13 protein-coding genes are annotated in these 22,782 nt (G+C 45.2%); 6 read left to right on the top strand and 7 right to left on the bottom strand.

Annotation, left to right across the window (positions count from 1 at the left end):
- The 5 genes from ACP2WE_RS25015 to ACP2WE_RS24995 form a co-directional block, all read left to right on the top strand.
- Positions 1 to 209: sensor histidine kinase (locus ACP2WE_RS25015; RefSeq protein WP_425218243.1), on the top strand; the 209-nt coding region annotated here is incomplete at its 5' end.
- 49 nt (positions 210 to 258) lie between these two features.
- Positions 259 to 5,616: a trifunctional serine/threonine-protein kinase/ATP-binding protein/sensor histidine kinase gene (locus tag ACP2WE_RS25010; protein ID WP_425218242.1), complete on the top strand. Its 5,358-nt coding sequence runs from the start codon at positions 259 to 261 to the stop codon at positions 5,614 to 5,616.
- 263 nt (positions 5,617 to 5,879) lie between these two features.
- Positions 5,880 to 7,226, top strand: coding sequence for a sensor histidine kinase (locus ACP2WE_RS25005; protein WP_425218241.1), 1,347 nt, complete (start codon positions 5,880 to 5,882; stop codon positions 7,224 to 7,226).
- A 46-nt stretch (positions 7,227 to 7,272) separates the two neighbouring features.
- The gene (locus ACP2WE_RS25000; protein ID WP_425218240.1) at positions 7,273 to 10,041 is read left to right on the top strand and encodes a hybrid sensor histidine kinase/response regulator; all 2,769 of its coding nucleotides are present in this window, start codon (positions 7,273 to 7,275) and stop codon (positions 10,039 to 10,041) included.
- A 4-nt stretch (positions 10,042 to 10,045) separates the two neighbouring features.
- Positions 10,046 to 11,302 carry a hybrid sensor histidine kinase/response regulator gene (locus ACP2WE_RS24995; protein ID WP_425218239.1) on the top strand — a complete coding sequence of 419 codons (1,257 nt, stop codon included), beginning with the start codon at positions 10,046 to 10,048 and terminating at the stop codon, positions 11,300 to 11,302.
- Positions 11,303 to 11,441: 139 nt separating this feature from the next.
- Here ACP2WE_RS24995 and ACP2WE_RS24990 read toward each other — a convergent pair whose 3' ends face one another.
- The 6 genes from ACP2WE_RS24990 to ACP2WE_RS24965 all read right to left on the bottom strand — a co-directional run bounded on the left by ACP2WE_RS24990 (position 11,442) and on the right by ACP2WE_RS24965 (position 16,911).
- The gene (locus ACP2WE_RS24990; RefSeq protein ID WP_425218238.1) at positions 11,442 to 12,239 is read right to left on the bottom strand and encodes a DODA-type extradiol aromatic ring-opening family dioxygenase; all 798 of its coding nucleotides are present in this window, start codon (positions 12,237 to 12,239) and stop codon (positions 11,442 to 11,444) included.
- The gene (locus ACP2WE_RS24985; protein WP_425218237.1) at positions 12,236 to 12,643 is read right to left on the bottom strand and encodes a DUF4259 domain-containing protein; all 408 of its coding nucleotides are present in this window, start codon (positions 12,641 to 12,643) and stop codon (positions 12,236 to 12,238) included. The genes ACP2WE_RS24990 and ACP2WE_RS24985 overlap by 4 nt, the downstream gene beginning before the upstream one ends.
- Before the next feature lie 54 nt (positions 12,644 to 12,697).
- Positions 12,698 to 13,639, bottom strand: coding sequence for a DMT family transporter (locus ACP2WE_RS24980; RefSeq protein WP_425218236.1), 942 nt, complete (start codon positions 13,637 to 13,639; stop codon positions 12,698 to 12,700).
- Positions 13,629 to 13,970, bottom strand: a complete 342-nt coding sequence (locus ACP2WE_RS24975) for a DUF29 family protein (RefSeq protein ID WP_425218235.1) — start codon at positions 13,968 to 13,970, stop codon at positions 13,629 to 13,631. Before ACP2WE_RS24975 ends, ACP2WE_RS24980 begins: the two co-directional genes overlap by 11 nt.
- A 185-nt stretch (positions 13,971 to 14,155) precedes the next feature.
- Positions 14,156 to 14,650 (bottom strand): hypothetical protein, encoded by a 495-nt coding sequence (locus tag ACP2WE_RS24970; RefSeq protein ID WP_425218234.1) that lies wholly within the window; start codon positions 14,648 to 14,650, stop codon positions 14,156 to 14,158.
- A complete protein-coding gene (locus tag ACP2WE_RS24965) occupies positions 14,647 to 16,911 on the bottom strand; it encodes a cation:proton antiporter (RefSeq protein ID WP_425218233.1) in 2,265 nt (754 codons plus the stop codon). The genes ACP2WE_RS24970 and ACP2WE_RS24965 overlap by 4 nt, the downstream gene beginning before the upstream one ends.
- A gap of 568 nt (positions 16,912 to 17,479) precedes the next feature.
- Here ACP2WE_RS24965 and leuS point away from each other — a divergent pair.
- Positions 17,480 to 20,089 (top strand): leucine--tRNA ligase, encoded by a 2,610-nt coding sequence (gene leuS, locus ACP2WE_RS24960; RefSeq protein ID WP_425218232.1) that lies wholly within the window; start codon positions 17,480 to 17,482, stop codon positions 20,087 to 20,089.
- 189 nt (positions 20,090 to 20,278) lie between these two features.
- Here leuS and ACP2WE_RS24955 read toward each other — a convergent pair whose 3' ends face one another.
- A complete protein-coding gene (locus ACP2WE_RS24955) occupies positions 20,279 to 22,273 on the bottom strand; it encodes an ABC-F family ATP-binding cassette domain-containing protein (protein ID WP_425218231.1) in 1,995 nt (664 codons plus the stop codon).
- Between the last annotated feature and the right edge of the window lie 509 nt (positions 22,274 to 22,782).

The following is a 22,782-nucleotide window of genomic DNA, read 5'->3' as shown; positions in this document are numbered from 1 at the left end:
TTAGCGATGATGGTAAAGGCATTCCCCCTGAGCATATCGGCAAGATTTTCGACCCATTTTATACCACCAAACGCGGACAAGGGGGCAGTGGCTTGGGACTACATATTGTTTTCAACATCGTTACGCAAAACTTGCAAGGTACAATTACCTGTGAAAGTCAAGTGGGCGTGGGCACTAAGTTTGTGATTCAAATTCCGATCTGCTTATGATTTATATGATTTTAGGGGTAGGCTAGGTATTGCTTAGAAGATCGCAGTCATGATTGAGATTCCTGGCTACAAAATCAATTCGCTGGTGTATGAAAGCGATCTATCGATCGTTTATCGAGGAAATCGTCTTGACGATTTCCAACCAGTCATCCTGAAAATTTTAAAGTCAGAGTACCCCCCACCCGAAGAGATCGTTCGCTATAAACTGGAATATGAAATCTGTAGCAGACTCAACCATATCGAGGGCGTTGTTAAAGCCTATAGCTTTACAAAACACAAACGGATTCGATTCATTGCCTTTGAAGATTTTGGCGGTGAATCCTTACGCATCTTAAAAGCTTCACGGAGTTTTTCCTTCGTAGAAATTTTAGCGATCGCCGCTCAAGTAGCAGGCATTCTCAGCGAAATTCATGCCGCGAACGTAATTCATAAAGACATCAATCCATCTAACCTCGTCCTTAACCCACGGACAGCCCAAGTCAAAATCATCGACTTTGGTCTCTCAAACATTTTCTCTCGGGAAAATCCAACCATTCGCAACCCTAAGGCGCTCGAAGGCACACTTGCCTATATATCGCCCGAACAAACAGGGAGGATGAATCGCACCCTCGACTATCGCAGCGATCTCTATTCTCTGGGCGTGACGCTATACGAACTGCTCACCGATCGCCTTCCCTTTGAATCTAACGACCCGATCGAATTAGTCCATTGCCACATTGCCAGACTTCCCATCCCACCCGATCGTATCAATCCAGAGATTCCCAAAATCATCTCCGACATTGTAATGAAGCTCTTAGCAAAAATGGCAGAGGATCGCTACCAAAGTGCTTTGGGATTAAAAGAAGATTTAACAATTTGTAAGAGACACTTAGAAAATAACAACGAAGTTCCCGATTTTTTACTAGGCGAACGCGATGTTTCCGATAAATTCCAAGTTTCACAGAAACTTTATGGTAGAGAATCACAAATTGAGTTATTGCTAGCAGCATTTGAGAGCGTATGCATCGGTAAAGCTGAAGTCATGATGGTGACAGGATATGCTGGGATAGGCAAATCGGTTCTTGTCTCCGAAATTTACAAGCCAATTACTCAAAAACGCGGCTATCTAATTTCAGGTAAATTCGACCAGTTTCAACGCAATATCCCCTACAGCGCTTTCGTTACTGCCTTTCGCGAACTCGTCAAACAACTCCTCACTGAAAGCGAAAGCCAACTGCAAAAATGGCGCGATCGCCTGCTTGCAGCCCTAGGAGAAAGCGGACAAATCATCATCGATGTGATTCCCGAAGTGGAACTGATCGTTGGCAAACAATCTCCTGTTTTGGAACTCTCGCCCGCAGAGGCTCAAAATCGCTTCAATTTGGTGTTTCAGAATTTCGTGCGAGTATTCACCAGACCGAAACATCCCCTAGTCATTTTTTTAGACGATCTGCAATGGGCAGATGCGGCTTCGTTGCAACTTTTGCAATTACTCGTGACTTCGGCGGACAGTCAGTTTCTCTTTTTTATTGGTGCCTATCGCAGTAATGAGGTTGATGCGATTCATCCCTTAAGTTTAACGCTCGAGCGTATTGTCGCTTCTGGTACCCCGTTTAATGAAATCGAACTTTTACCGCTCGAACGCTCGGATGTCTATCGTTTGTTGGCGGATACGCTAAAATGCGATCGCGAAAAGATTATTCCTTTAGCTGAACTCGTCCTCCACAAAACTGCGGGCAATCCATTTTTTATCAATGAATTCCTAAAATCTCTCTATGCGGAGGGTTTGATCGATTTCGATTTAGGAAATAGCGCTTGGCGTTGGGAGCTTGCCCTGATTCAGTCGGCGGGGTTTACGGATAATGTCGTCGATCTGATGTCAGACAATATCCAGAAATTGTCTCCCGATTCTCAGAAAATCGTCCAAATTGCTGCCTGTATTGGTAACTATTTTGATTCTCAAACCTTGGCGATCGCTGCCGACCGTCCGCATCGATTGGTTGCCAAGGATCTGTTACCTGTTTTATTGGAAGGACTGATCTTACCGCTAACGGATAATTACAAATTTGCGAGTGTCGATGATGAACAAGATCTGTCGGAAAATTTTGTGGTGGAGTATAAGTTTCTCCACGATCGCGTTCAACAGGCGGCTTATGTTCTCATTCCTGATTCAGAGAAACAGGTTACCCATCTCAAGATTGGTCGTCAGCTTTTAAAGAAAACTCGCAGCAAAAAGCTGACAAATGAAGGAACGGGGGCGATCGAAGAGGAGGTTTTTAGTATTACGAACCACCTCAATATGGCAGTTAGCCTGATTACAGATGCCCAAGAGCGTCTCAAATTATCAGATCTCAATCTGATCGCTGGGAAAAAAGCCAAGGATTCTAATGCTTATGCGGATGCCCAAAAATATCTAGCTACAGGGATCGGTTTACTACCAGATCGAGCATGGGAAATCCATTACAAGCTTACTCTGTCACTCTATCACATGGCAGCCGAGTCCGCCTATTTGAATACGAACTATGATGAGTGTCATCAACTAGTGGATCAAATCGTTCGCTATGCCACGAATATTCTCGATACGATCAAGCCCTACAAAGTCAAAATTAACGCCTATTCAGCCCAAAAGAAATTTCGTGAAATCGCCACAACAGTTGGTTCTATCCTGACGCGTTTGGGAGAGCCGATTCCAATTACGCCAAACGAGCTTCAAGTTGGATGGGAACTTATCCAAACAGAGATGCGTACGAGGTTCCTACGGATTAGGGACTGGCGATCTTTACCACCCATGACCGATCCCTACAAACTCGCAGCAATCTTCATCATGAATGCGCTTGCGACCTCTGCGATCAATTTAGATCCTTTACTCATAGGCATTGTAATTCTTCGCATTGTAAGTTTGACTCTGAAATACGGGCTCTCACCCGATGCCCTGATTCAAGGTTCTGCCTATGGTCTCATTCGATGGATGGCTTTTCAAGATATTGAAGGTAGCTATCGGATGGGACAAGTTAGTATGCAATTAATCCAACAGCATAATGTCCGATCGGGTACTTCCATTGCTATAGCAGCCTATGAGACTTGTTTAAGGCATTGGAAAGAGCCCCTCAGGGATGGGTTGCCTAATTTACTACAAGCAATTCAGCTCAGTATTGAACTGGGTGAATATGAAGCCACTGGCTTTGTTATATTGGGCTATCTTATCCATCGATTTTTTGTCGGAGATCCTTTAGAGTCAGTTATTCAAGATTTTCGAAATTATAATGCTTTTCTAGCGAACAAAATCAAACAGCCCTATATTATCGATCAAGAAAGAGCTTGGCATCAGCTAGCTCTCAATTTTGTGGGTCTAGGAGAGAATATGCCTTTCCTCGTCGGGGAGGGATTCAACGAATTCGATCTCCTTCCGACATATTTAGCAGAGAAGAACGGAATTCCCATTTACTATTCCTGTACTGCCAAGGGCATATCTCACTATTTTTTTTATGATTACGAAACCGCGATCTCCTCTTTTCGTCAAGCTGTCCCCTATGCGCGATCGATTGTCAGTGCCTTTGGATTTGCCAACCATAATTTCTACTATTCCCTTGCATGTTTGGCGCTATGCAAGAGCTTGCCCAAACATACTCGCCACAGCTATCTGGGGCAGGTTGCCAAAAATCAGAAGAAAATGCAAAGGTGGGCTAAACACTGTCCTATGAACTTTCAACATAAATACGATCTAGTAGAAGCGGAAAGAATGGCTTTGCAGGGTAAACAAATACAGGCAATGGAACTCTACGATCGCGCCATCAAAGGAGCGCGAGAAAATGAATATATCCAAGAGGAAGCTCTAGCCAACGAACTGGCTACACAGTTTTACCTGTATCAAGATAAAGATAAAGTCGCTCAAGCCTATTTCACCGATGCATGCAGGTGCTATCAAAGCTGGGGCGCACATGCAAAAGTACTGCACTTAGAAGAAACCTATTTGCAATTGACTAACCGCAAGTCCCTTCCTCGCAATAATCCGATTACTTTTCATGCTAACTCCTCTAACCCTAGAAAAAACACCAACGCACCAGTAACTACAATTGGCTCGATAAGATTTGATTTAGTCTCCGTGGTGAAAACCTTCCAAGTTCTTTCTGATGAAATCGATCTAGAGAAGCTGCTTGCGAAGTTGATGAAACTTTTGATCGAGAATGCTGGCGCTCAGGTGGGTCATTTGATTCTTGAAAATGAGGGCAGACTCCATATTGAGGCTTCAGGTACTTCTGAAAGTGATGAGGTGGAAGTGCTGCGATCGCGTTCCATGGGAAATATGCTCCCTGCCTCAATCATTAACTATGTTATGCGTACATTTGAGAGTGTTGTACTAGGCAATGCCATGCAGGAAAGTAAGTTCACGAGCGATGCCTATATTCAATCGCATCAACCAAAATCTTTGCTTTGCATCCCTTTAGTCAATCAAGGCGAACTCGTTGGCATTCTCTATATGGAAAACTCCTTAGTGGCTGATGCCTTTACTGCCGATCGCCTTGAAGTTCTGACCCTGTTGTCCAGCCAAGCGGCCATTTCGATCAATAATGCCCGTTTGTACACCAACCTCAAACGCTTTAACGAAAATTTGGAGCATCTGGTCAGCGATCGCACCCAAGAACTATCCCAGGCACTCACAACCCTTAAAGCGGCTCAAAACGAACTGGTCGCCTCCGAAAAAATGGCTGCCTTAGGCAAATTAGTTGCAGGGGTTGCCCATGAAATTAACACACCGATTGGCATTGGGGTTACCGCAGCCTCTTTAATCGTCGATAGGACTAAAGAACTTGAGAAGGCGCTCAAAACTGGAGAGATGAAACGCTCCGATCTTGAAAAGTTTATGAAAATAAATCAACAAAGTGGCTCAATCGTTCAGGCAAATTTAAATCGTGCCGCAGAACTGATTCAAAGTTTCAAACAAGTCGCCGTCGATCAGTCTACCGAATCGAGGCGACCGTTTGCTCTCAAAGCCTATCTTGAAGATGTTATGGCGAGTCTTCATCCCAAACTCAAGCGCACAAAAATCAACGTCAAAATTCTCTGTGACGACCATATTGAGATCGATAGCTATCCAGGTATGATTTCTCAGATCGTCACCAACCTAGTCATGAATTCATTAATCCATGCCTACGATCCTGACGATAACGGGACAATTCTCTTTGCGATTTCTCAGCAACACGAACGTCTGCTCTTTGAGTTTAGCGATGATGGTAAAGGCATTCCCCCTGAGCATATCGGCAAGATTTTCGACCCATTTTATACCACCAAACGCGGACAAGGGGGCAGTGGCTTGGGACTACATATTGTTTTCAACATCGTCACGCAAAATTTGCAAGGTACAATTACCTGTGAAAGTCAAGTGGGCGTGGGCACTAAGTTTGTGATTCAAATTCCGATCTGCTTGTAAGCCTGCCCTTAAAAACTAGGCTGGTTCTTTATTCTATGAATCACGAAAACATTCCAAACATGATTCGATCGTGTGTCTATCGCTACGAATGTGCTTTAATTTGCTTCTAAATCCATATTAAAGATTCACTCAGCTCATTTTTTAATTGCATTGATGAAGTACTTAATTCATCAAGAATCTGGTTTAGTTAAAATTATTCTCATTCATAAGTCGTATAATCTTAATCTACATAGTACTGGTTCAACAGCCTTTATATATTTTCGATGGTTGACGATCCCATAATTACAGATGTGCTGGAATTTGCCGATGAAGTTGATGAAATTTCACCGCAAAGTTTAGGGTTTTGGAAAGTCCTAATCGTCGATGACGAATTTGAGGTTCATAACATTACACAGCTTGCCTTAGAAGATTTCACATTCGAGAACAAGAAACTCAAGTTCCTAAGTGCCTATGCAGGTAAAGAGGCTTGTCAGATTCTGTCAGAGTACCCTGATATTGCCCTTGTTTTACTCGATGTCATCATGGAATCTGAAGATGCTGGTTTGGTTGTAGCCAAATACATCCGCGAAACACTACAAAATCGAGCAATTCGAATCGTTTTAAGAACGGGACAACCAGGGCAAGTTCCCGAACGGCAAGCGATCGTCGATTATGATATCGATGATTACAAGACTAAAACAGAATTGACTTCGCAAAAACTATTCACAACGATTATAACTGCGCTGCGATCGTTCAAAGCTTATACCGAATTAGCATCCTTAAATGCCGATCTAGAACGAACCAATACAGAACTTTTGCGAGCTACCAAGCTCAAAGATGAGTTTCTCTCTACCATGAGTCATGAATTACGCACACCACTGAACGCCATTCTAGGAATGGCAGAATGTCTCCATGAAGAACTATTCGGCTCAATTAACTCGAGCCAAAAAAAAGCGATCGCAACCATTAAAAGCAGCGGTAATCATCTACTGGCATTGATTATAGATATGCTAGATGTCTCCAGAATTATGGCAGGTATGCTCAAACTAGACATCACATCCGTTACGATCGCCGATTTGTGCAATCCCAGTCTAGAGTTTGTTAAACAACAAGCGCTCAAGAAAAACATTCAACTTACTACGATCTTATCTCCAAACATGGAAGCCATTGAAGTTGAAGTCGATAAGCGACGGATGAGGCGAGTATTAATCAATTTACTCGATAATGCGGTCAAATTTACCCCCTCTGGTGGGAAGGTAAGTATGGAGGTAAGGATAGGAAATGAATCGCCTAGCGGTCTTAGCTTTATCCGCTCAACCATGACGAACACAGTGGAAAAAATTGATGGCACTCAGGAAATTCCAGATTTCAGTTCTTGGATGCAGTTTTCAGTGACCGATACGGGTATCGGCATTGCCCCTGCCGATCGCGACAAGATATTTCAACCGTTTATTCAGCTTGAGTCGGGTCTTAATCGCAAGTACGAAGGCTCTGGATTAGGGCTGGCAATGGTAAAGCAAATCGTAGAACTCCATGGGGGTTATGTCGATCTCAGCAGCGAGGTTGGTCAGGGCAGTTGCTTTACCTTGTACTTACCTTCTAGATATAACAGGACTATCAATATCCCATAAACTCAAAATGCATTCGATTATTGCTTGTTTAGATTAGCCCGCCGCCATGACTTCTACCTCTAAACCTCCTATCAATCGCAGCTTCATTCATCGCGTTCCCTTACGAGCAGTCCTGATTGTGCCGTTTGTCCTGCAAATCTTTGCCGCAGTTGGACTGACAGGCTATCTCTCGCTACGCAATGGTCAAAAAGCGGTGAATGACCTTGTCGATCTATTACAGAAAGAAACGACTTTTAGAGTTAACGAAAGAGTTCGGGACTACTTAGACGTACCGCATTTAGTCAATCAGATTAACGAAGATGCCGCTCAAACGGGAGTGCTAGACTTCAATGACCTTGAGAGTAATAGGAACTACTTTTGGAGACAGGTTCTCCGCTTTAAGTCTATTGGTCATGTGGGAATGGCTAATGAGAAAGGTCAATATCTGCGCGTGGGTTGGGTAAACCGTTGGATCGGTTCTGAAGAGCCTCAACTTGCCGTAAAACCTACGCTAGGAATTGGCGATTTTTTGTATTACAAACTTGACAAGAATGGCAATCCCACCACAGTTGTAAAGACTGTTCCCAATTATGATGTCCGCAATCGCCCTTTTTATAAGGCTGCGCTCAAAAACAATCGAGCCGCTTGGAGTGACGTTTACATCAATGCTGGCTATGGTTCGCTACAAATTAATGCTAGTTCCCCATACTACGACAAGCAAGGAAATTTGATTGGTGTACTTACTTGTCAGATGGGGCTAGATCAAATTCGTGGATTTTTGCAAACTTTACAGATAGGGAAATCTGGCAAGGTGTTCATAATTGAGCCATCTGGTGAATTAATTGCGACTTCTATCACCAACGAACTCCTAACCGTCGGTAAAGGGGAGACCCAAAAGCGCCTGAAAGTCCAGAATAGCAGTAATCCGATCGCCCGCAAAAGTATAGAGGCTCTAACCGAACGCCTCAAGGACTTAGGCAACATCCAAGAAGGAAATCAGGTGGATTTTCAGCTAGATGGTCAACGCTACTTTTTGAAAGTATCTCCGATGAGAGATGCCTATGGGCTGAACTGGCTAATTGTAGTGGTTGTACCCGAATCTGACTTCATGGAACAAATCAATGACAATACACGCACTACAATTCTGTTGTGTTTGGGAGCATTGGGTTTGGCAACTCTTCTAGGAATTTATACTTCTCGTTGGATCGTGCGTCCGATCCTGAAATTGCAGCAAGCTAGTGAAGCGATCGCTTCGGGAGAACTCGATCGTATCGTCAAAGTGGAAGGCATTAACGAACTCGAAGGATTGGCGGGATCGTTCAACCAAATGGCGAACCAACTCAAAAATTCTTTCACTGTCCTCGAAGATCGCGTTGCAGAAAGAACTGCCGAACTTCAACAAGCCAAACTTGCTGCTGACAAAGCTAACCAAGCCAAGAGCGAATTTCTTGCCAACATGAGCCACGAGCTGCGAACACCCCTAAATGGTGTTCTCGGCTACGCTCAAATCCTAGGGAGATCCAAGACATTAGCAGACAAAGAACGACATGGTGTCAATATCATTTATCAGTGCGGCTCCCATTTGCTCAATTTAATCAACGATGTGTTGGAGATCGCTAAAATTGAAGCTCGCAAATTAGAACTGACTCCCAATGCAGTCCATTTGCCCTCTCTACTCCAGGGGGTTATCGAAATTTGCCAGATTCGTGCTTTCCAAAAAGGAATTGACTTTCACTACGAAACAGATGCGAACTTACCTCAAGGTATCGAAGCCGATGAAAAGCGTTTGCGCCAAGTTCTGATTAACCTTTTGGGGAATGCGATCAAATTTACAGACAAGGGCAGTGTGACCTTGCGAGTCGAGCAATTGTCCTCAGATACGCACATTACACAACTACGTTTCTGGGTCGCAGATACGGGTATGGGCATTGCACCAGAACATATCAACAATCTATTCCAAGCGTTTCAGCAAGTAGGTGATAAAAGCCGCCAAGCAGCAGGCACAGGGCTGGGGTTGGCGATTAGCCAGCGGATCGTGCAGTTGATGGGCGGACAAATCCAAGTTAAGAGCCAGATTGGGGTTGGTAGTGATTTCTTTTTTGAAGTCGAGCTACCTTTAGCACTAGATTGGAGGAGTCACGAGCAAACGATGTTGTTAACCAGCATCGTCGGCTACGAAGGAGTGCGACGCCAGATTCTGTTGGTAGACGATCGCTGGGAAAATCGGGCTGTGTTGATGAATTTGTTGGAACCACTAGGCTTTATCATTACCGAAGCCGAAAACGGACAGGATGGACTGGATCGAATGCGTCAGCAATTGCCAGATTTAGTGATTACCGACCTCGTGATGCCTGTGATGGATGGCTTTGAGTTACTGAATCAATTGCGTCAAGATCCAGAGCTAAAATCGCTTAAAGTCATCGTTTCCTCAGCATCCGTATCCCAACTCGATCGCCAAACGAGCCTCGATGCAGGTGGGGATGATTTCTTGGCAAAACCCGTTCAAATAGATGAGTTGTTGAGCTTGCTGGCTCAGCATCTACAACTCACTTGGCAATATGACGAAACCAAATTAGAACCTACCCCCATTGACCATGCTGATTCCACCTTCGATCTGATTCCTCCTCCAGATGAAGACTTACAAATTTTACTAGAGCTATCACAGGATGGACTGCTGCGGAAACTTGCAGAAACTGCTGAGAGAATTGGACAAAAGAACGAGCGTTACCAGCTCTTTATTCGACACATTCTCCAACTGACAAAACAGCTTCAACCAGAAAAAATCGAAGCATTTATTCAACCATACCTCACCACAGACAGGACTGAGGATGAATAATACGATGACAACCGATTTAACTGGACTAATTTTAATCGTTGACGATATACCCAGCAATCTGGATGTAATCTCAGAAGCACTTGGTACTGCGGGCTTTGACGTGGCGATCGCCACTAGCGGTGAGCGGGCTCTACAACACCTCAAGCGACAGTCCCCCGATCTGATTTTACTAGATGTGATGATGCCTGGAATGGATGGGTTTGAAACCTGCCAGAGGCTTAAAGCGAATCCCAAAACCTGCAATATCCCCATCATTTTTATGACCGCAGTGGCTGATGCTGACAGTAAAGTTAAGGGATTTGAGCTTGGTGCGGTAGACTACATCACCAAACCTTTTCAAGAACAAGAAGTATTAGCACGACTGAGAACCCACCTTAAGCTAAAACAAGTAAGTCAAGTCCTCGAAATCAGGAATACAGAATTACTACAACTGACCGAACAACTAGAGCAACTGGTTAGAGATCGCACCCAAGAACTATCCCAAGCGCTCACAACCCTTAAAGCAGCTCAAAACGAACTGGTCGCATCTGAAAAAATGGCGGCTTTAGGGGGATTGGTCGCAGGTATCGCTCACGAGATCAATACCCCAATAGGAATTGGGGTAACAGCAGCCTCGTTAATCGTCGATAAAACTGAGAAGATAACCTATGCAATCCAAAATGGAACGCTGAAACGCTCCGAGTTGGACAAGTTTATGGATAATCTTTGGCAAAGCAGCACGATCATTTTGGCAAACTTAAATCGGGCAGTCGAATTGATTCAGAGCTTTATGCAAGTTGCTGTCGATCAGTCTAGCGAATCGAGGCGACCGTTTGCTCTCAAAGCTTATCTTGAAGATGTTTTGGTCAATCTCCATCCCAAAATCAAGCGTACAAAAATCAACGTCAAAATTCTCTGTGACGACCATATTGAGATCGATAGCTATCCAGGTATGATTTCCCAGATCGTCACCAACCTAGTCATGAATTCATTAATCCATGCCTACGATCCTGACGATAACGGGACAATTCTCTTTGAGATTTCTCAGCAACACGAACGTCTGATCTTTGAGTTTAGCGATGATGGTAAAGGCATTCCCCCTGAGCATATCGGCAAGATTTTCGACCCATTTTATACAACTAAACGCGGACAAGGGGGCAGTGGCTTGGGACTACATATTGTTTTCAACATCGTCACGCAAAATTTGCAAGGTACAATTACCTGTGAAAGTCAAGTGGGTGTGGGCACTAAGTTTGTGATTCAAATTCCGATCTGCTTGTAAGCCTGTCCTTAAAAATTAGGATGGTGCTCTATTTTTTTACTGCTTCACATACTTTTTCGTATCTCAACCTACAATTATGCACCATCCACCCTTCCTCAAAAACTTCAGTCGAGGATTTGGGCGGCGCGTTTATTTCGAGCTATGCATAAAACAAAAATGCTGCCATGCTTAAAACTCCATAGGTATAACTGGAGTGCAACGGGAGCGCTTTAGCCTCTTTTCCACCTGCTCCCATCGCGACAAAAAATGGTAAAAGATGCTCAGCCGATGGATGATTGCGTTGGGCATAGGGAGCGAGATGCTGGTAGTCGAGCAGGGCTTTTGTATCGCCAGCGATCGCTTTCCCCGTCAACCAGTCTGTAAAGTCGGACACCCAAATTGGAGGATTGGCATCATAGGCATTCCCTCCTATTTCTCGGAGATTGTGTGTTGTCGATCCACTGGCGAGAATGAGCACTCCTTCTTGTCGCAAAGGTTCCAAAGTCTGTCCCAACCGAAAATGATAGGCAGCATCAAGATGTGGCTGAATCGATAACTGGGTAACGGGAATATTCGCTTCTGGATAAATCAGCATGAGAGGATTCCAAGCCCCATGATCTAACCCTCTATTTGGGGAAATCTCATTTTTAAAGCCTGCTTTGGCTAAAAGTTCGCTGACGCGATCGGCTAATTGAGGCGCACCAGGAGCGGGATATTGGAGTTGATAGAGTTCGGGCGGAAATCCACCGAAGTCGTGAATTGTCTCGGGACGATCGGCACTACTAACGATTGGATGCGCTGTATTCCAATGGGCAGAAATTGCCAGAATCGCTTTGGGTGTTTCTATGTGCTTTCCTAGATCTAGCAAAAAATCGCGCACTGGACTGGGTCGCAGGGGCAACTCTGGCGAACCATGAGAAATAAAAATAGAGCTGTTTCCGATCTCTTTTGTCTTCATTGAAGTCTTTGCTTTAATTCTTCCAAATGATTTCTCCAAGCTTCAAAGTCCTCAGTCTCCTGCCAAAGTTCAAATAGTTCAGAGGGAGGAGTTAAAATTCGGGCGATCGCTTGAACTGCCGAATCAATTAAGTGCTGCGGTGGAACCAGTTTGTATTTCGCCACCCATTCATCTACTATCCTTGTATAAGCATTACGAATATAAAAATTCCCCTTCAGTCGAGCAAGTGTGTCAGCAGCAGCTATAACCTCTTCAGCATCTGATGCATCTAGATAATCTTCGCCAATGTCAAGCAAGTTTTGAATGGTTGATTTGATGAGAGATAAATCTTCAGTTTCTTCTAGATCGTATGTCCAATCTCCTGCAGTATCATTGCCGAATGGATCTGTGTCCCATGCTCCCATGTCATGCTCCTTTTACTACAGATGCTGTATTTCTTTTTCTATTATATCTTTGGCTCAGCTGCGAATTACGTTTGCTCTACGCCCGAAATAAACCGAACCAAGCACAATGCTCAACACCAAAAACATCTCAACCGAAAGCTTCTCACTGAATAGGAACGACGAAGCGAAAATGGTCATAAACGGTTGTAGGAGTTGCAGTTGACCAATCTTTGCGATGCCACCCATCTCTAAGCCGCGATACCAAGCAAAAAATGCCAGAAACATGCTGAAAAAGCTGAGATAAAGAAAGCCAAGCCACGCCGATAGCGAACTGTAGTCTGAAGGTCTGTCAGATAGAAGTGAAAAGAGTGCGATCGAGATCGGTAACGACAAGACCAAGGCATAACAAATCACGCGCCAACTTCCCATCTCCTTTGCTAATCGAGTACCTTCCGCATAGCCAATGGAGGCACTGAGTGCAGCCATGAGGAGCGACAGATCGGCAAGATGGAGCGTACCTCCTCCCATCATGACGGAATAGATCGCAATAGTACTGCTGCCGATCGCACCTGCAAGCCAAAATCTTAGGGATGGCTTTTCCTTAGCTAAGATCGTGGCGAACAGGGCTGTCGCGAGAGGAAGCAATCCAATCAAGATCGCACCATGGGAGGCTGGCAGATATTGCATGCCATAGGCACTAAACAAGGGAAAGCCAAATACAACCCCTACTGCGACCAAGATCAACCGCAAGATCTGCCGATGGGTTGGAAACTTGCTTTTGGTAACTCCTAGCAAACACAAACTGAGAACTCCTGCAATTACGGCACGACCAATTCCCACACCCACAACACCAAACAGAGGCAGCGCAAATTTTGTTGCTGGCAAGGTGAGGCTAAAACCCATCACTCCTAACAGTCCCCAGATATATGCCTCAATCTCTTGTCTTGTCATTTTGGCTGGTTGCAAAATTGGTTGGGTGAGTTCTGGGAATATTTCTTGCCTATATTTACTCTGCAAGAATCATCGCGATCGCCTCTCGAATAATTTCATCGCGATCGACCATGCTGCCTAGTTGTTCGGGTTTATAGATACCGCCCCAAGCCTCAACCACAGCATTTACAAGAGCTGTCTCATAGGCAGATTCTAGAATTCCCATGAGATGTTCTTTAGATAGTTCGTCCCCCACTGCCTGACTTTCTTGATTAATTTTTTGGATTTGTGCCAAGGAGTTGAAGATAGCGAGCCCCCAAGGATGGGTCGTTCGCTTTTCCGAAGCCTGTAAGATTAGATGCACGAATAAGATAACAGCACAATTGTAAATCTCCTTATTTTTATGTAAAACACTCATTTTTTTGCATTTTTATACCTATAAACTATCAGCCATATATTTTTTATGTAGCAATCGTTTTCTAGCGATCCATTGCACGAAACTTATACCATTTTCAAAAAGCGATGCAACGCATCTTTTTGAAAAGACCGCGCTCCGTGCGGAACACAAAACCCGATCTGTCGCAATTTCAAGAGAAATTGGTATTAGTGGGGGCTGGCTGGCTTGAGTTTCGACTCTTGGCGTAGGGCGGTAAAATTAGAGGTTTCACCTGAGAGCGCGATCGTGCCTTTTAAGCCTTTATCTGCAAGTTCTGCTTTAAGCATAATCGGCATCTGAGCATCGCATTCCTTAATTTTTGTCACAGTACCTGCAAGCGTTAACTGCTGGTTTTGCCAATTACCTGTCAGTGAAGGCTTTGACTTTGTTTCGGTTTTATTGGCAGGTAAATTGTTTGGCGTACGCTCTTCGATTTCCAAGATGCCACTCATATAAACCCCAGATTGTTGAATCGATAGCAAGAGCGATCGCTCTTTGAGACATCCATGCAGGTTAGCAGCTTCAATGCGATAGGTTCCGACCAAGAGCGGAGCCGCTTTGAGATTTTTCTCGCCATAGTTGGTAATACCGACAAACAGCGCGATCGCACCCGCCGTACTGAATCCATAAAAGGCTAAAAGTTTCGGTGAAAAGATACTCATGATTGGACTCCAAGATTCATATCGAGATCGTTGCTAGTTTTCGCCTCGATCTCTAACAGTGCAGAGGCTAAATGCGAAGTTACCTTATTGTATTTGCGCGCGATCAGGAGTGAAGAAGGGCATCTCGAGGCAAGCTCATCGGTATATTTGCCAAGGGTTTGACGCGCAATTCCCCATTCTCGACTAGCTCCTACAATTGTCAGATCGATGTCTTTACTCGCTTCTACAATGCCATCAACGATATTGCTCGCTTTGCGGCTGACGATCTCAATGCGATCGCGAACGGTCTGCGGCAGTTGCTCCAAAATCTTGCTAAATTCATGATTTAACTCAATTCGAGGATTTTCTGATGCAGTATCTGTGAGGATTTGGAGAATAGAGAGATGAGCCTCTGGATCGTTCAGCAGGAGTCGCAAACCTAACTCCAAGCCCAAATCGTTATGGGTGCTACCTGAATAGGGCAAAAGGATACGATTGAGGTTGATGCGGTTGCGATCGACAAACACCACAACATCTGTGGGTGCGGTTGCCAAAATTTGCCCCACTGGGCCACCGAGGGGATTGTTGGTAAATACAGGGCGATGCCAGCCCATCAGAATTAGATCGATGCGATCGACCTTGGCGATCGCACTGGTTTCACCAGCAACATCGCTACTGACCCGTACAGTCGGATAGATTAACTTACGCAATTCAGGTGGTTCTAAACTCAAAACCAATTCTTGCAAGCGGTCTTGGCGCTTTTGAATCGCCCGATTGGTCTCGGTGGGCATACTCTCAAACAGATATTCTTCTTCAAATTTAATCAGGCTGAGCGGATAAATTGCCACAGATTGCAAAGGCTGGTTGTATCGTTTTCCCACTGCGATCGCTGCCGCTAGTTGAATCAGCCCCTCTTGGGTATTGGGATTTGCCACGGGCACGAGAATGCGATATTGCGGGGCGATCGCTTCATGTTCGAGGCGCGTTTGCAGATCTGAGTAGGGAGCTGACGGAGCTGTGAAATGCTGCTCTGATTCATCGTCATCTTGGGGATTTAGATGGGCGGGTTGTTTGCCGTAAATGACATCAAGTAACGGTGACGTCATAAATGTCGTGACCAGTGCCATAATCACCAACATCGCAAACAGTAACGGCGAAATCACATTTAGGCTCAAGCCAATATTCAAGACGATTAACTCGGTCAAACCACGCGTATTCATCAGCCACCCTAAAGCCATAGCCTCTCGTTTGGGAATGCCACAAAAACTCGCTGCCACATAGGTGCCGCAATATTTCCCGACCACTGCCACGCCGATAATTACCGCACAAATCAACCAAAGGTCTAGACTATTGAGCAGTCCGATCTGGGTACGCAACCCACTGTAAGCAAAGAAAATCGGTAGCAAAAAGATTAGAACAAATTCCTCAGTTTTAACCGCAATCTCTCGGGTCAGCCCTGCATTTTTGGGCATAATAGCCCCCATTAAAAAAGCACCGAAAATTAAGTGAATGCCAATTAACTCGGTAATTAAGGCTGAGGCTAACACTGCCATGTAAATGCCAGCCAGCACTAATTGACTGATGCGTTTGGTGCGCTCGTAATATTTTGCCAGTTTTCCTAAAAAGCGCCGACCAAATGTGAACATCAGGCCAATATAGAGCGCTGAAAGTAAGACGGTTGGAATTGCCCCTGCCATACTGTTGGTTTGGGCTACCGCGATCGCCACTGCCAGCAAACACCAAGCCGTAACATCATCCACAGCCGCACAGGTGAGCGCCAAGATCCCCAGAGATGTATTTTGTAGTTTCTTTTCGGTGATGATACGAGCTAGTACGGGGAAAGCCGTAATCGACATCGCCGCCCCTAAAAATAGGGTGAATGCCGTAAATGACACACTGGCATTAGACAGTACAGGATAAATCCCCAGTGCCAGCAACGTTCCTAATGTAAAGGGTAAAAGAATACTGACATGGGAGGTCAAAATCGCCACATTCATCTGCCCGCGCAAGTACTTGGGGTTGAGTTCCAGCCCAATCAGGAACATAAAAAAGATTAGCCCCACTTCCGAGAGCACCTCTAAAAATGGAATCGCCTCAGGTGGAAATAGCCAAGTTGACAAGTCGGGCGAGATCAGACCTAGTAAAGAAGGTCCCAGCATGATGCCTGCAACAATCTCACCAATCACAAGGGGTTGCTTGAAATAGCGAAATACAGTACCTACCAGGCGAGACAACCCGATCACGATCAAAACTTCTACCAGCACTAAAATTGCGGTTTTCATGTTTGGGGCAGTGATTGAAATAACGTGCTTTGCTAGCAGTATATCAAGGTAAAAAATATCCTGTTAGTGCTTTTTCTTCACTTCGAGCGTTGTGCCCCGTGCGATGCCGTTTTCTTGGGAATAGTGCAATATTTATTCATGATTTTGACTAAATTTTGACTCTAAACCCAATTTTTAGGCAATATTCAAGAAAATCTACACGATTCAAATTTATTTCATACTCCAACACCTTGCTGGATAACCCGTACCCACAAATCATCAAACCTAATTAAATCAAAGGTTTATTGCCCCCTAGCCCCCAATTCTGGGGGGAAATCCTTAAAATCCCCCAATTCTGGGGGATTTAGGAGACTAGCTCGATTGAAACGAAGACTAATTTACTTAATTTACTTGTTTGTACACCCTAGCACCTTGCTGAAGAGAGACAAGGGAGAGGCTTTAGGGACACTCCCCATAACATCAATTACTTAGTTTTCAAACTTAATCAATCCTTTTAGAGTAGGCTTACAATGAGGCTAATCGCCGACAGATTGTCTCGTGTTTTTTCGATCGTGATAGAAGTTAGGTAATGGAAGCTAAATATAATCCCCAACAGATTGAACCCAAATGGCAACAAATTTGGGCAGAGCAAAAGCTAGACGACGCACCCGAGCAAGAAGATAGTCGCCCGAAGTTTTATGCGCTGTCTATGTTTCCCTATCCATCGGGCGATCTACATATGGGGCATGTCCGTAACTACACGATCACCGATGTAATTGCCCGATTTAAGCGCATGCAGGGGTATCGCGTCTTACACCCAATGGGTTGGGATGCCTTTGGGCTACCTGCCGAAAATGCCGCGATCGATCGCGGTACGACGCCCTCAGAATGGACGTTTAAGAATATGGCGCAGATGCGATCGCAGTTGCAGCAGGTCGGTCTTTCCTATGACTGGAATCGCGAAGTTGCCACCTGTGCGCCCGACTACTACCGCTGGACACAGTGGTTATTTTTGCAATTTCTCAAAGCTGACTTGGCGTACCAAAAGGAGGCAACGGTCAACTGGGATCCGATCGATCAGACTGTGTTGGCAAACGAGCAGGTCGATAATGAGGGCAAATCTTGGCGATCGGGGGCAAAGGTAGAAAAGCGAAAATTGCGGCAGTGGTTCCTCAAAATTACCGACTATGCCGAACAGTTACTCCAAGATCTAGACAAATTAACCGATTGGCCCGAGCGCGTCAAAACCATGCAAGCCAACTGGATCGGTAAGTCTGTGGGTGCAGAATTGAGCTTCCCCATTCTCAATAGTGGGAATCAAGAAGCGATCGCGGTCTTTACCACCCGCCCCGATACGGTCTATGGCGTTAGCTATGTGGTGCTTGCCCCAGAGCATCCTTTGGTCAAACAAATTACCACACCAAAGCAAGCCGCTACGGTCGAAGCCTTTGTTGCCGAGGTGGCGAATATTAGTGAAATGGATCGCACTGCCGAAGATAAACCCAAACGTGGTGTACCCACTGGCGCGATCGCGATCGATCCCTTCACAGGCAAACAAATTCCGATTTGGATCGCCGACTATGTGCTGTTTGAGTATGGTACGGGTGCGGTCATGGGAGTCCCCGCCCATGATGTGCGCGACTTTGCCTTTGCCAAACAGTACGATTTGCCGATTCAGTATGTGATCGTTCCTAATGGTACGGCAGCAGGAGAAATTCCCGAATCCCTCTCGCAATCAGCCTACACCGAGGCAGGCGTTATGGTTAACTCAGGGGATTTTGATGGCATCGACTCGCCCACAGCCAAAACCAAAATTATCGAGCTAGCGGAAGCTCAAGGCTGGGGAAAAGGCAGGGTGCAATATCGTTTGCGGGATTGGTTAATCTCAAGGCAGCGATATTGGGGTTGTCCGATTCCCGTGATTCATTGTCCCCACTGCGGCGTTGTGCCCGTGCCCGATCGCGACCTTCCCATAGAACTGCCCCAAAATGTGGAATTTACGGGTCGCGGCGCTTCCCCCTTGGCAAAACTAGAAAGCTGGGTGAATGTGCCCTGTCCCACCTGTGGCACAGCCGCAAAACGCGAAACCGATACGATGGATACCTTCATTGATTCCTCTTGGTATTTCTTGCGGTTTAGCGACGCGCAGAATTCTGACACTGCCTTCGATTTCCAAAAGGTGAACGACTGGTTGCCCGTCGATCAGTATGTCGGTGGTGTGGAGCACGCGATTTTGCATTTGCTCTATTCTCGATTTTTTACCAAGGTGTTACGCGATCGCGGCATTCTCAACTTTGACGAACCGTTCAAACGCTTGTTGACACAGGGCATGGTGCAGGGCTTGACCTACATGAATCCCAATAAGAGCGGTAAGGATAAATGGATTCCTTCCGCTTTGGTCGATCCCAAAGATCCGCGCGACCCCGATACAGGAGAGGCGATCCAAGCTTTTTACACCACCATGTCTAAGTCCAAAGGGAATGGGGTCGCACCGAAACAAGCGATCGCTAAATATGGCGCAGACACCATTCGCATGTTTACGCTGTTCAAAGCACCCCCCGAAAAGGATTTGGAGTGGGATGAAGCCGATGTGGAAGGTCAGTTCCGCTTTGTGAATCGCGTGTGGCGTTTGGTAACAGAATTTGTGGAGAGTCGATCGTCAGGTACTCCTAACAGCAATTCTCCAGATGAAAAAGGCGGCGGAACGCATCCCAACGGGAATCGCGTTCTCCGTAGAGCCATTCACACAGCGATTAAGGAAGTCACGGAAGATTTAACGGGCGATTATCAGCTCAATACCGCGATTTCAGAGTTGATGAAGCTCAGTAATGCGTTGCAAGATAGTAAGGAAAAAAACTCAGCAATCTACGCGGAGGGAATTGAATCGCTCTTGCGTTTGATGGCTCCCTTCGCGCCGCATATTACCGATGAATTGTGGGCGCAGTTGGGTCATTCTGAGTCTATTCATTTGCAACCTTGGCTAGAACCCGATCCTGAAGCATTGGTCGTGGATGAGATTACCTTGGTAATTCAAGTAAATGGAAAGTTGAGAGGGAATATCCAAGTACCTGCTGGTGCTGACAAAGCAGCCCTAGAAGAGTATGCAAGAAATTCTCCCATTGCCCAGAAATATCTAGAAGGGAAGGAAATCAAAAAGGTGATTGCCGTGCCAGGCAAGCTAGTTAATTTTGTCGTGTAGTGTCACAAACTTTAGGGGCAAAGCATTCCCATGTCAAGGGAACTTCAAAATTCACAAATTACTGTGGGATGCTTTGCCCAGAACCTGACAAATATTATGCACTCTTCATGCGATTCAATATTTCATACAAGGTCAAGTCTTGAAATAGTTTCTCTCTCTTCAGTGTAAGCGACTATATACCGCTCAGCCTTACTGAAACTCAGCCAACTCTAGCCATCGTTCAGTTGACGTTTCGATCGCGTGATTTAGCTCCGCTAAACGCTGCGATAGTTGCTGCACTTGACTAAACCCAACGGGCGGGTTGTGATAGATCGTATGTTCGATTTTGGCTTTTTCGGCTTCCATTTCTGGGATGCTTACTTCTAGGGTTTCGAGTTCTCGCTTTTCTTTGAATGAGAGCTTACGGACTTTTTGGGGTGGGGCTTGGGATGCTTGGGGCTCAGGGTTGGGAGTCGGGACTTCAGATGCGCTCAACCCTTGGACTGTTTTAGGGTTTGGCTCGGAAGTTACCTTTGTTTTCGTTCCGTTAGCTTGGGCAAGCTCTTTACTCATTTCAGTTTCTTCTGCCTTCTTATAGTCTAAATAGACAGAATAATTACCTGGGTATTTGCGCAATCTTCCCTCGACTTCAAAGGCAAAGATAGTATCAACCGTGCGATCGAGAAAATAGCGATCGTGGGAAACTGTAATCACACAACCTTTAAAGTCTTCAAGATAATCTTCTAGAACCGTAAGGGTTTGGACATCCAGATCGTTGGTCGGTTCGTCTAAAATCAGTACATTTGGCTCACTCATCAAGATTCTCAGCAAAAATAATCTTCGCTTTTCACCCCCTGATAATTTGTGAATTGGCGCATATTGCTGATTGCCAGGAAAGAGAAAGCGTTCTAGCATTTGCGAAGCACTGATTTGCATTCCATCGGCAGTTTTAATAAATTCCCCTTCTTCTTTGATATAATCGATCACGCGTTGGTTTTCGTTTGCCGCCTCAAGAAGTTCTTCGGAATGTTGATCGAAATAACCAATCTTAATCGTAGAGCCAATCTCAATCGTACCGCTATCAGGTTTCACTTTCCCGATAATCATATCCATCAGGGTGGATTTTCCCATGCCATTGCCACCGATAATTCCCACACGATCTTCAGGGCTAAAGATGTAAGAGAAGTCTCGAATTAAGGTGCGATCGCCATATCCTTTACTTACATCTGTAAGGTCGATCACTTTTTTCCCAATCCGCCGTCCTGCTGTAGAGATGTCAACCTTTCCGCCACCCGTTTTAAACTCTTGGGCTTGCATGGCATGAACCCGATCGATCCTTGCCTTTTGCTTGGTACTACGGGCTTTAGGTCCACGTTTTAGCCATTCCAGTTCTCGTCGTAACACCCCTTTGTGTTTGCGCTGACTGCTGGCTTCCGATTCCTCTGCCAGTGCTTTTTTCTCTAGGTAATAAGAATAGTTGCCGCTATAGGTAAATAGTTCGCCTCGATCGATTTCTAAAATGCGATTGGTGACGCGATCGAGAAAGTAGCGATCGTGGGTAATCAGGAGCAATGCGCCACGAAAACGATTGAGGTAACTCTGCAACCATTCCACCGACTCGGCATCAAGGTGGTTGGTGGGCTCGTCCATTAGCAACACATCAGGATCGGCTAACAGCGCCGTAGCAAGGGCAATGCGTTTACGATAGCCCCCTGACAAGCTTGCGATCGGGGCATGAAAATCTTGAATTCCTAGTTTTGTCAGGATAATTTTTGCCTGTGTTTCTAATTCCCAAGCGGAGATCGCATCCATACGGTGCATGACTGTGCTTAGGCGATCCATCAATTGCTCGCTATCCACCTGTGATGATTGCTCGTGGGATAGGCGATCGGACAATTCCTCATATTCACTTACCAGTACCATTGCCTCGCCACTATCTGCAAATACCTGTTCGATCACGGTACGACTCTCATCTAGCTCTGGCTGTTGCGGCAAATAGATGATCTTAGCTCCAGAGTTGACTAAAATTTGACCGCTATCAATGTGTTCTAGACCTGCAATCATTTTTAGCAGGGTAGACTTCCCCGAGCCGTTCTTGCCGATTAGCCCTACTTTGTCTGTGCTATCAAGGCTAAAATCAGCATCCTTAAGAACTTCTTTGATGCCAAAATCTTTCTTGACAGATTGCAGGGTAAAAATGCTCATGGGTTCGTTTAAAAAATGTAGTATCTCACTCTAGAGTAAAGGCTTTAATCCCCAAAAGCACAATTTTATGTTTAGGCAATGCCAATCTATGCGATCTTAACCCACATTCCGCTCGTAGTGGAAGTCAAAAACAATTAAGAACCAATGACAGAAAATATATATATTAACCAGGCAACCCCAAATATTAAAGGAGATATCGATGTTTCAAGGGTCGCCATCTATAAAAATGCACGCTCTATTATTACCAATTTCACTTAACTATTTCACTTAACTATTGGAATCGCTCGAGATTTGAGTTCCTTGCATAGCAGGGGCTTTCAACGATGCATGACTTATTGAAAATAGGATGAGGCTCTTTTTGAGAAGCGATCGTTGCTGAATCTTTCTCGGGAGCATCTCAATTAGGCACTGAGCAAATATACTTAGGGGCATAGAAATAACCGTTGAGGTAAGCACAACGATGCTTCAAGACTTGAGCAACATTGTGACGGTTCCATTGAGCACCAGAA

It is taken from the genome of Tumidithrix helvetica PCC 7403 (genome assembly GCF_965232925.1).
Classification (GTDB): Bacteria; Cyanobacteriota; Cyanobacteriia; order Pseudanabaenales; family Pseudanabaenaceae; genus Tumidithrix; species Tumidithrix helvetica.
This window is presented reverse-complemented; position numbering and strand designations above follow the sequence as displayed.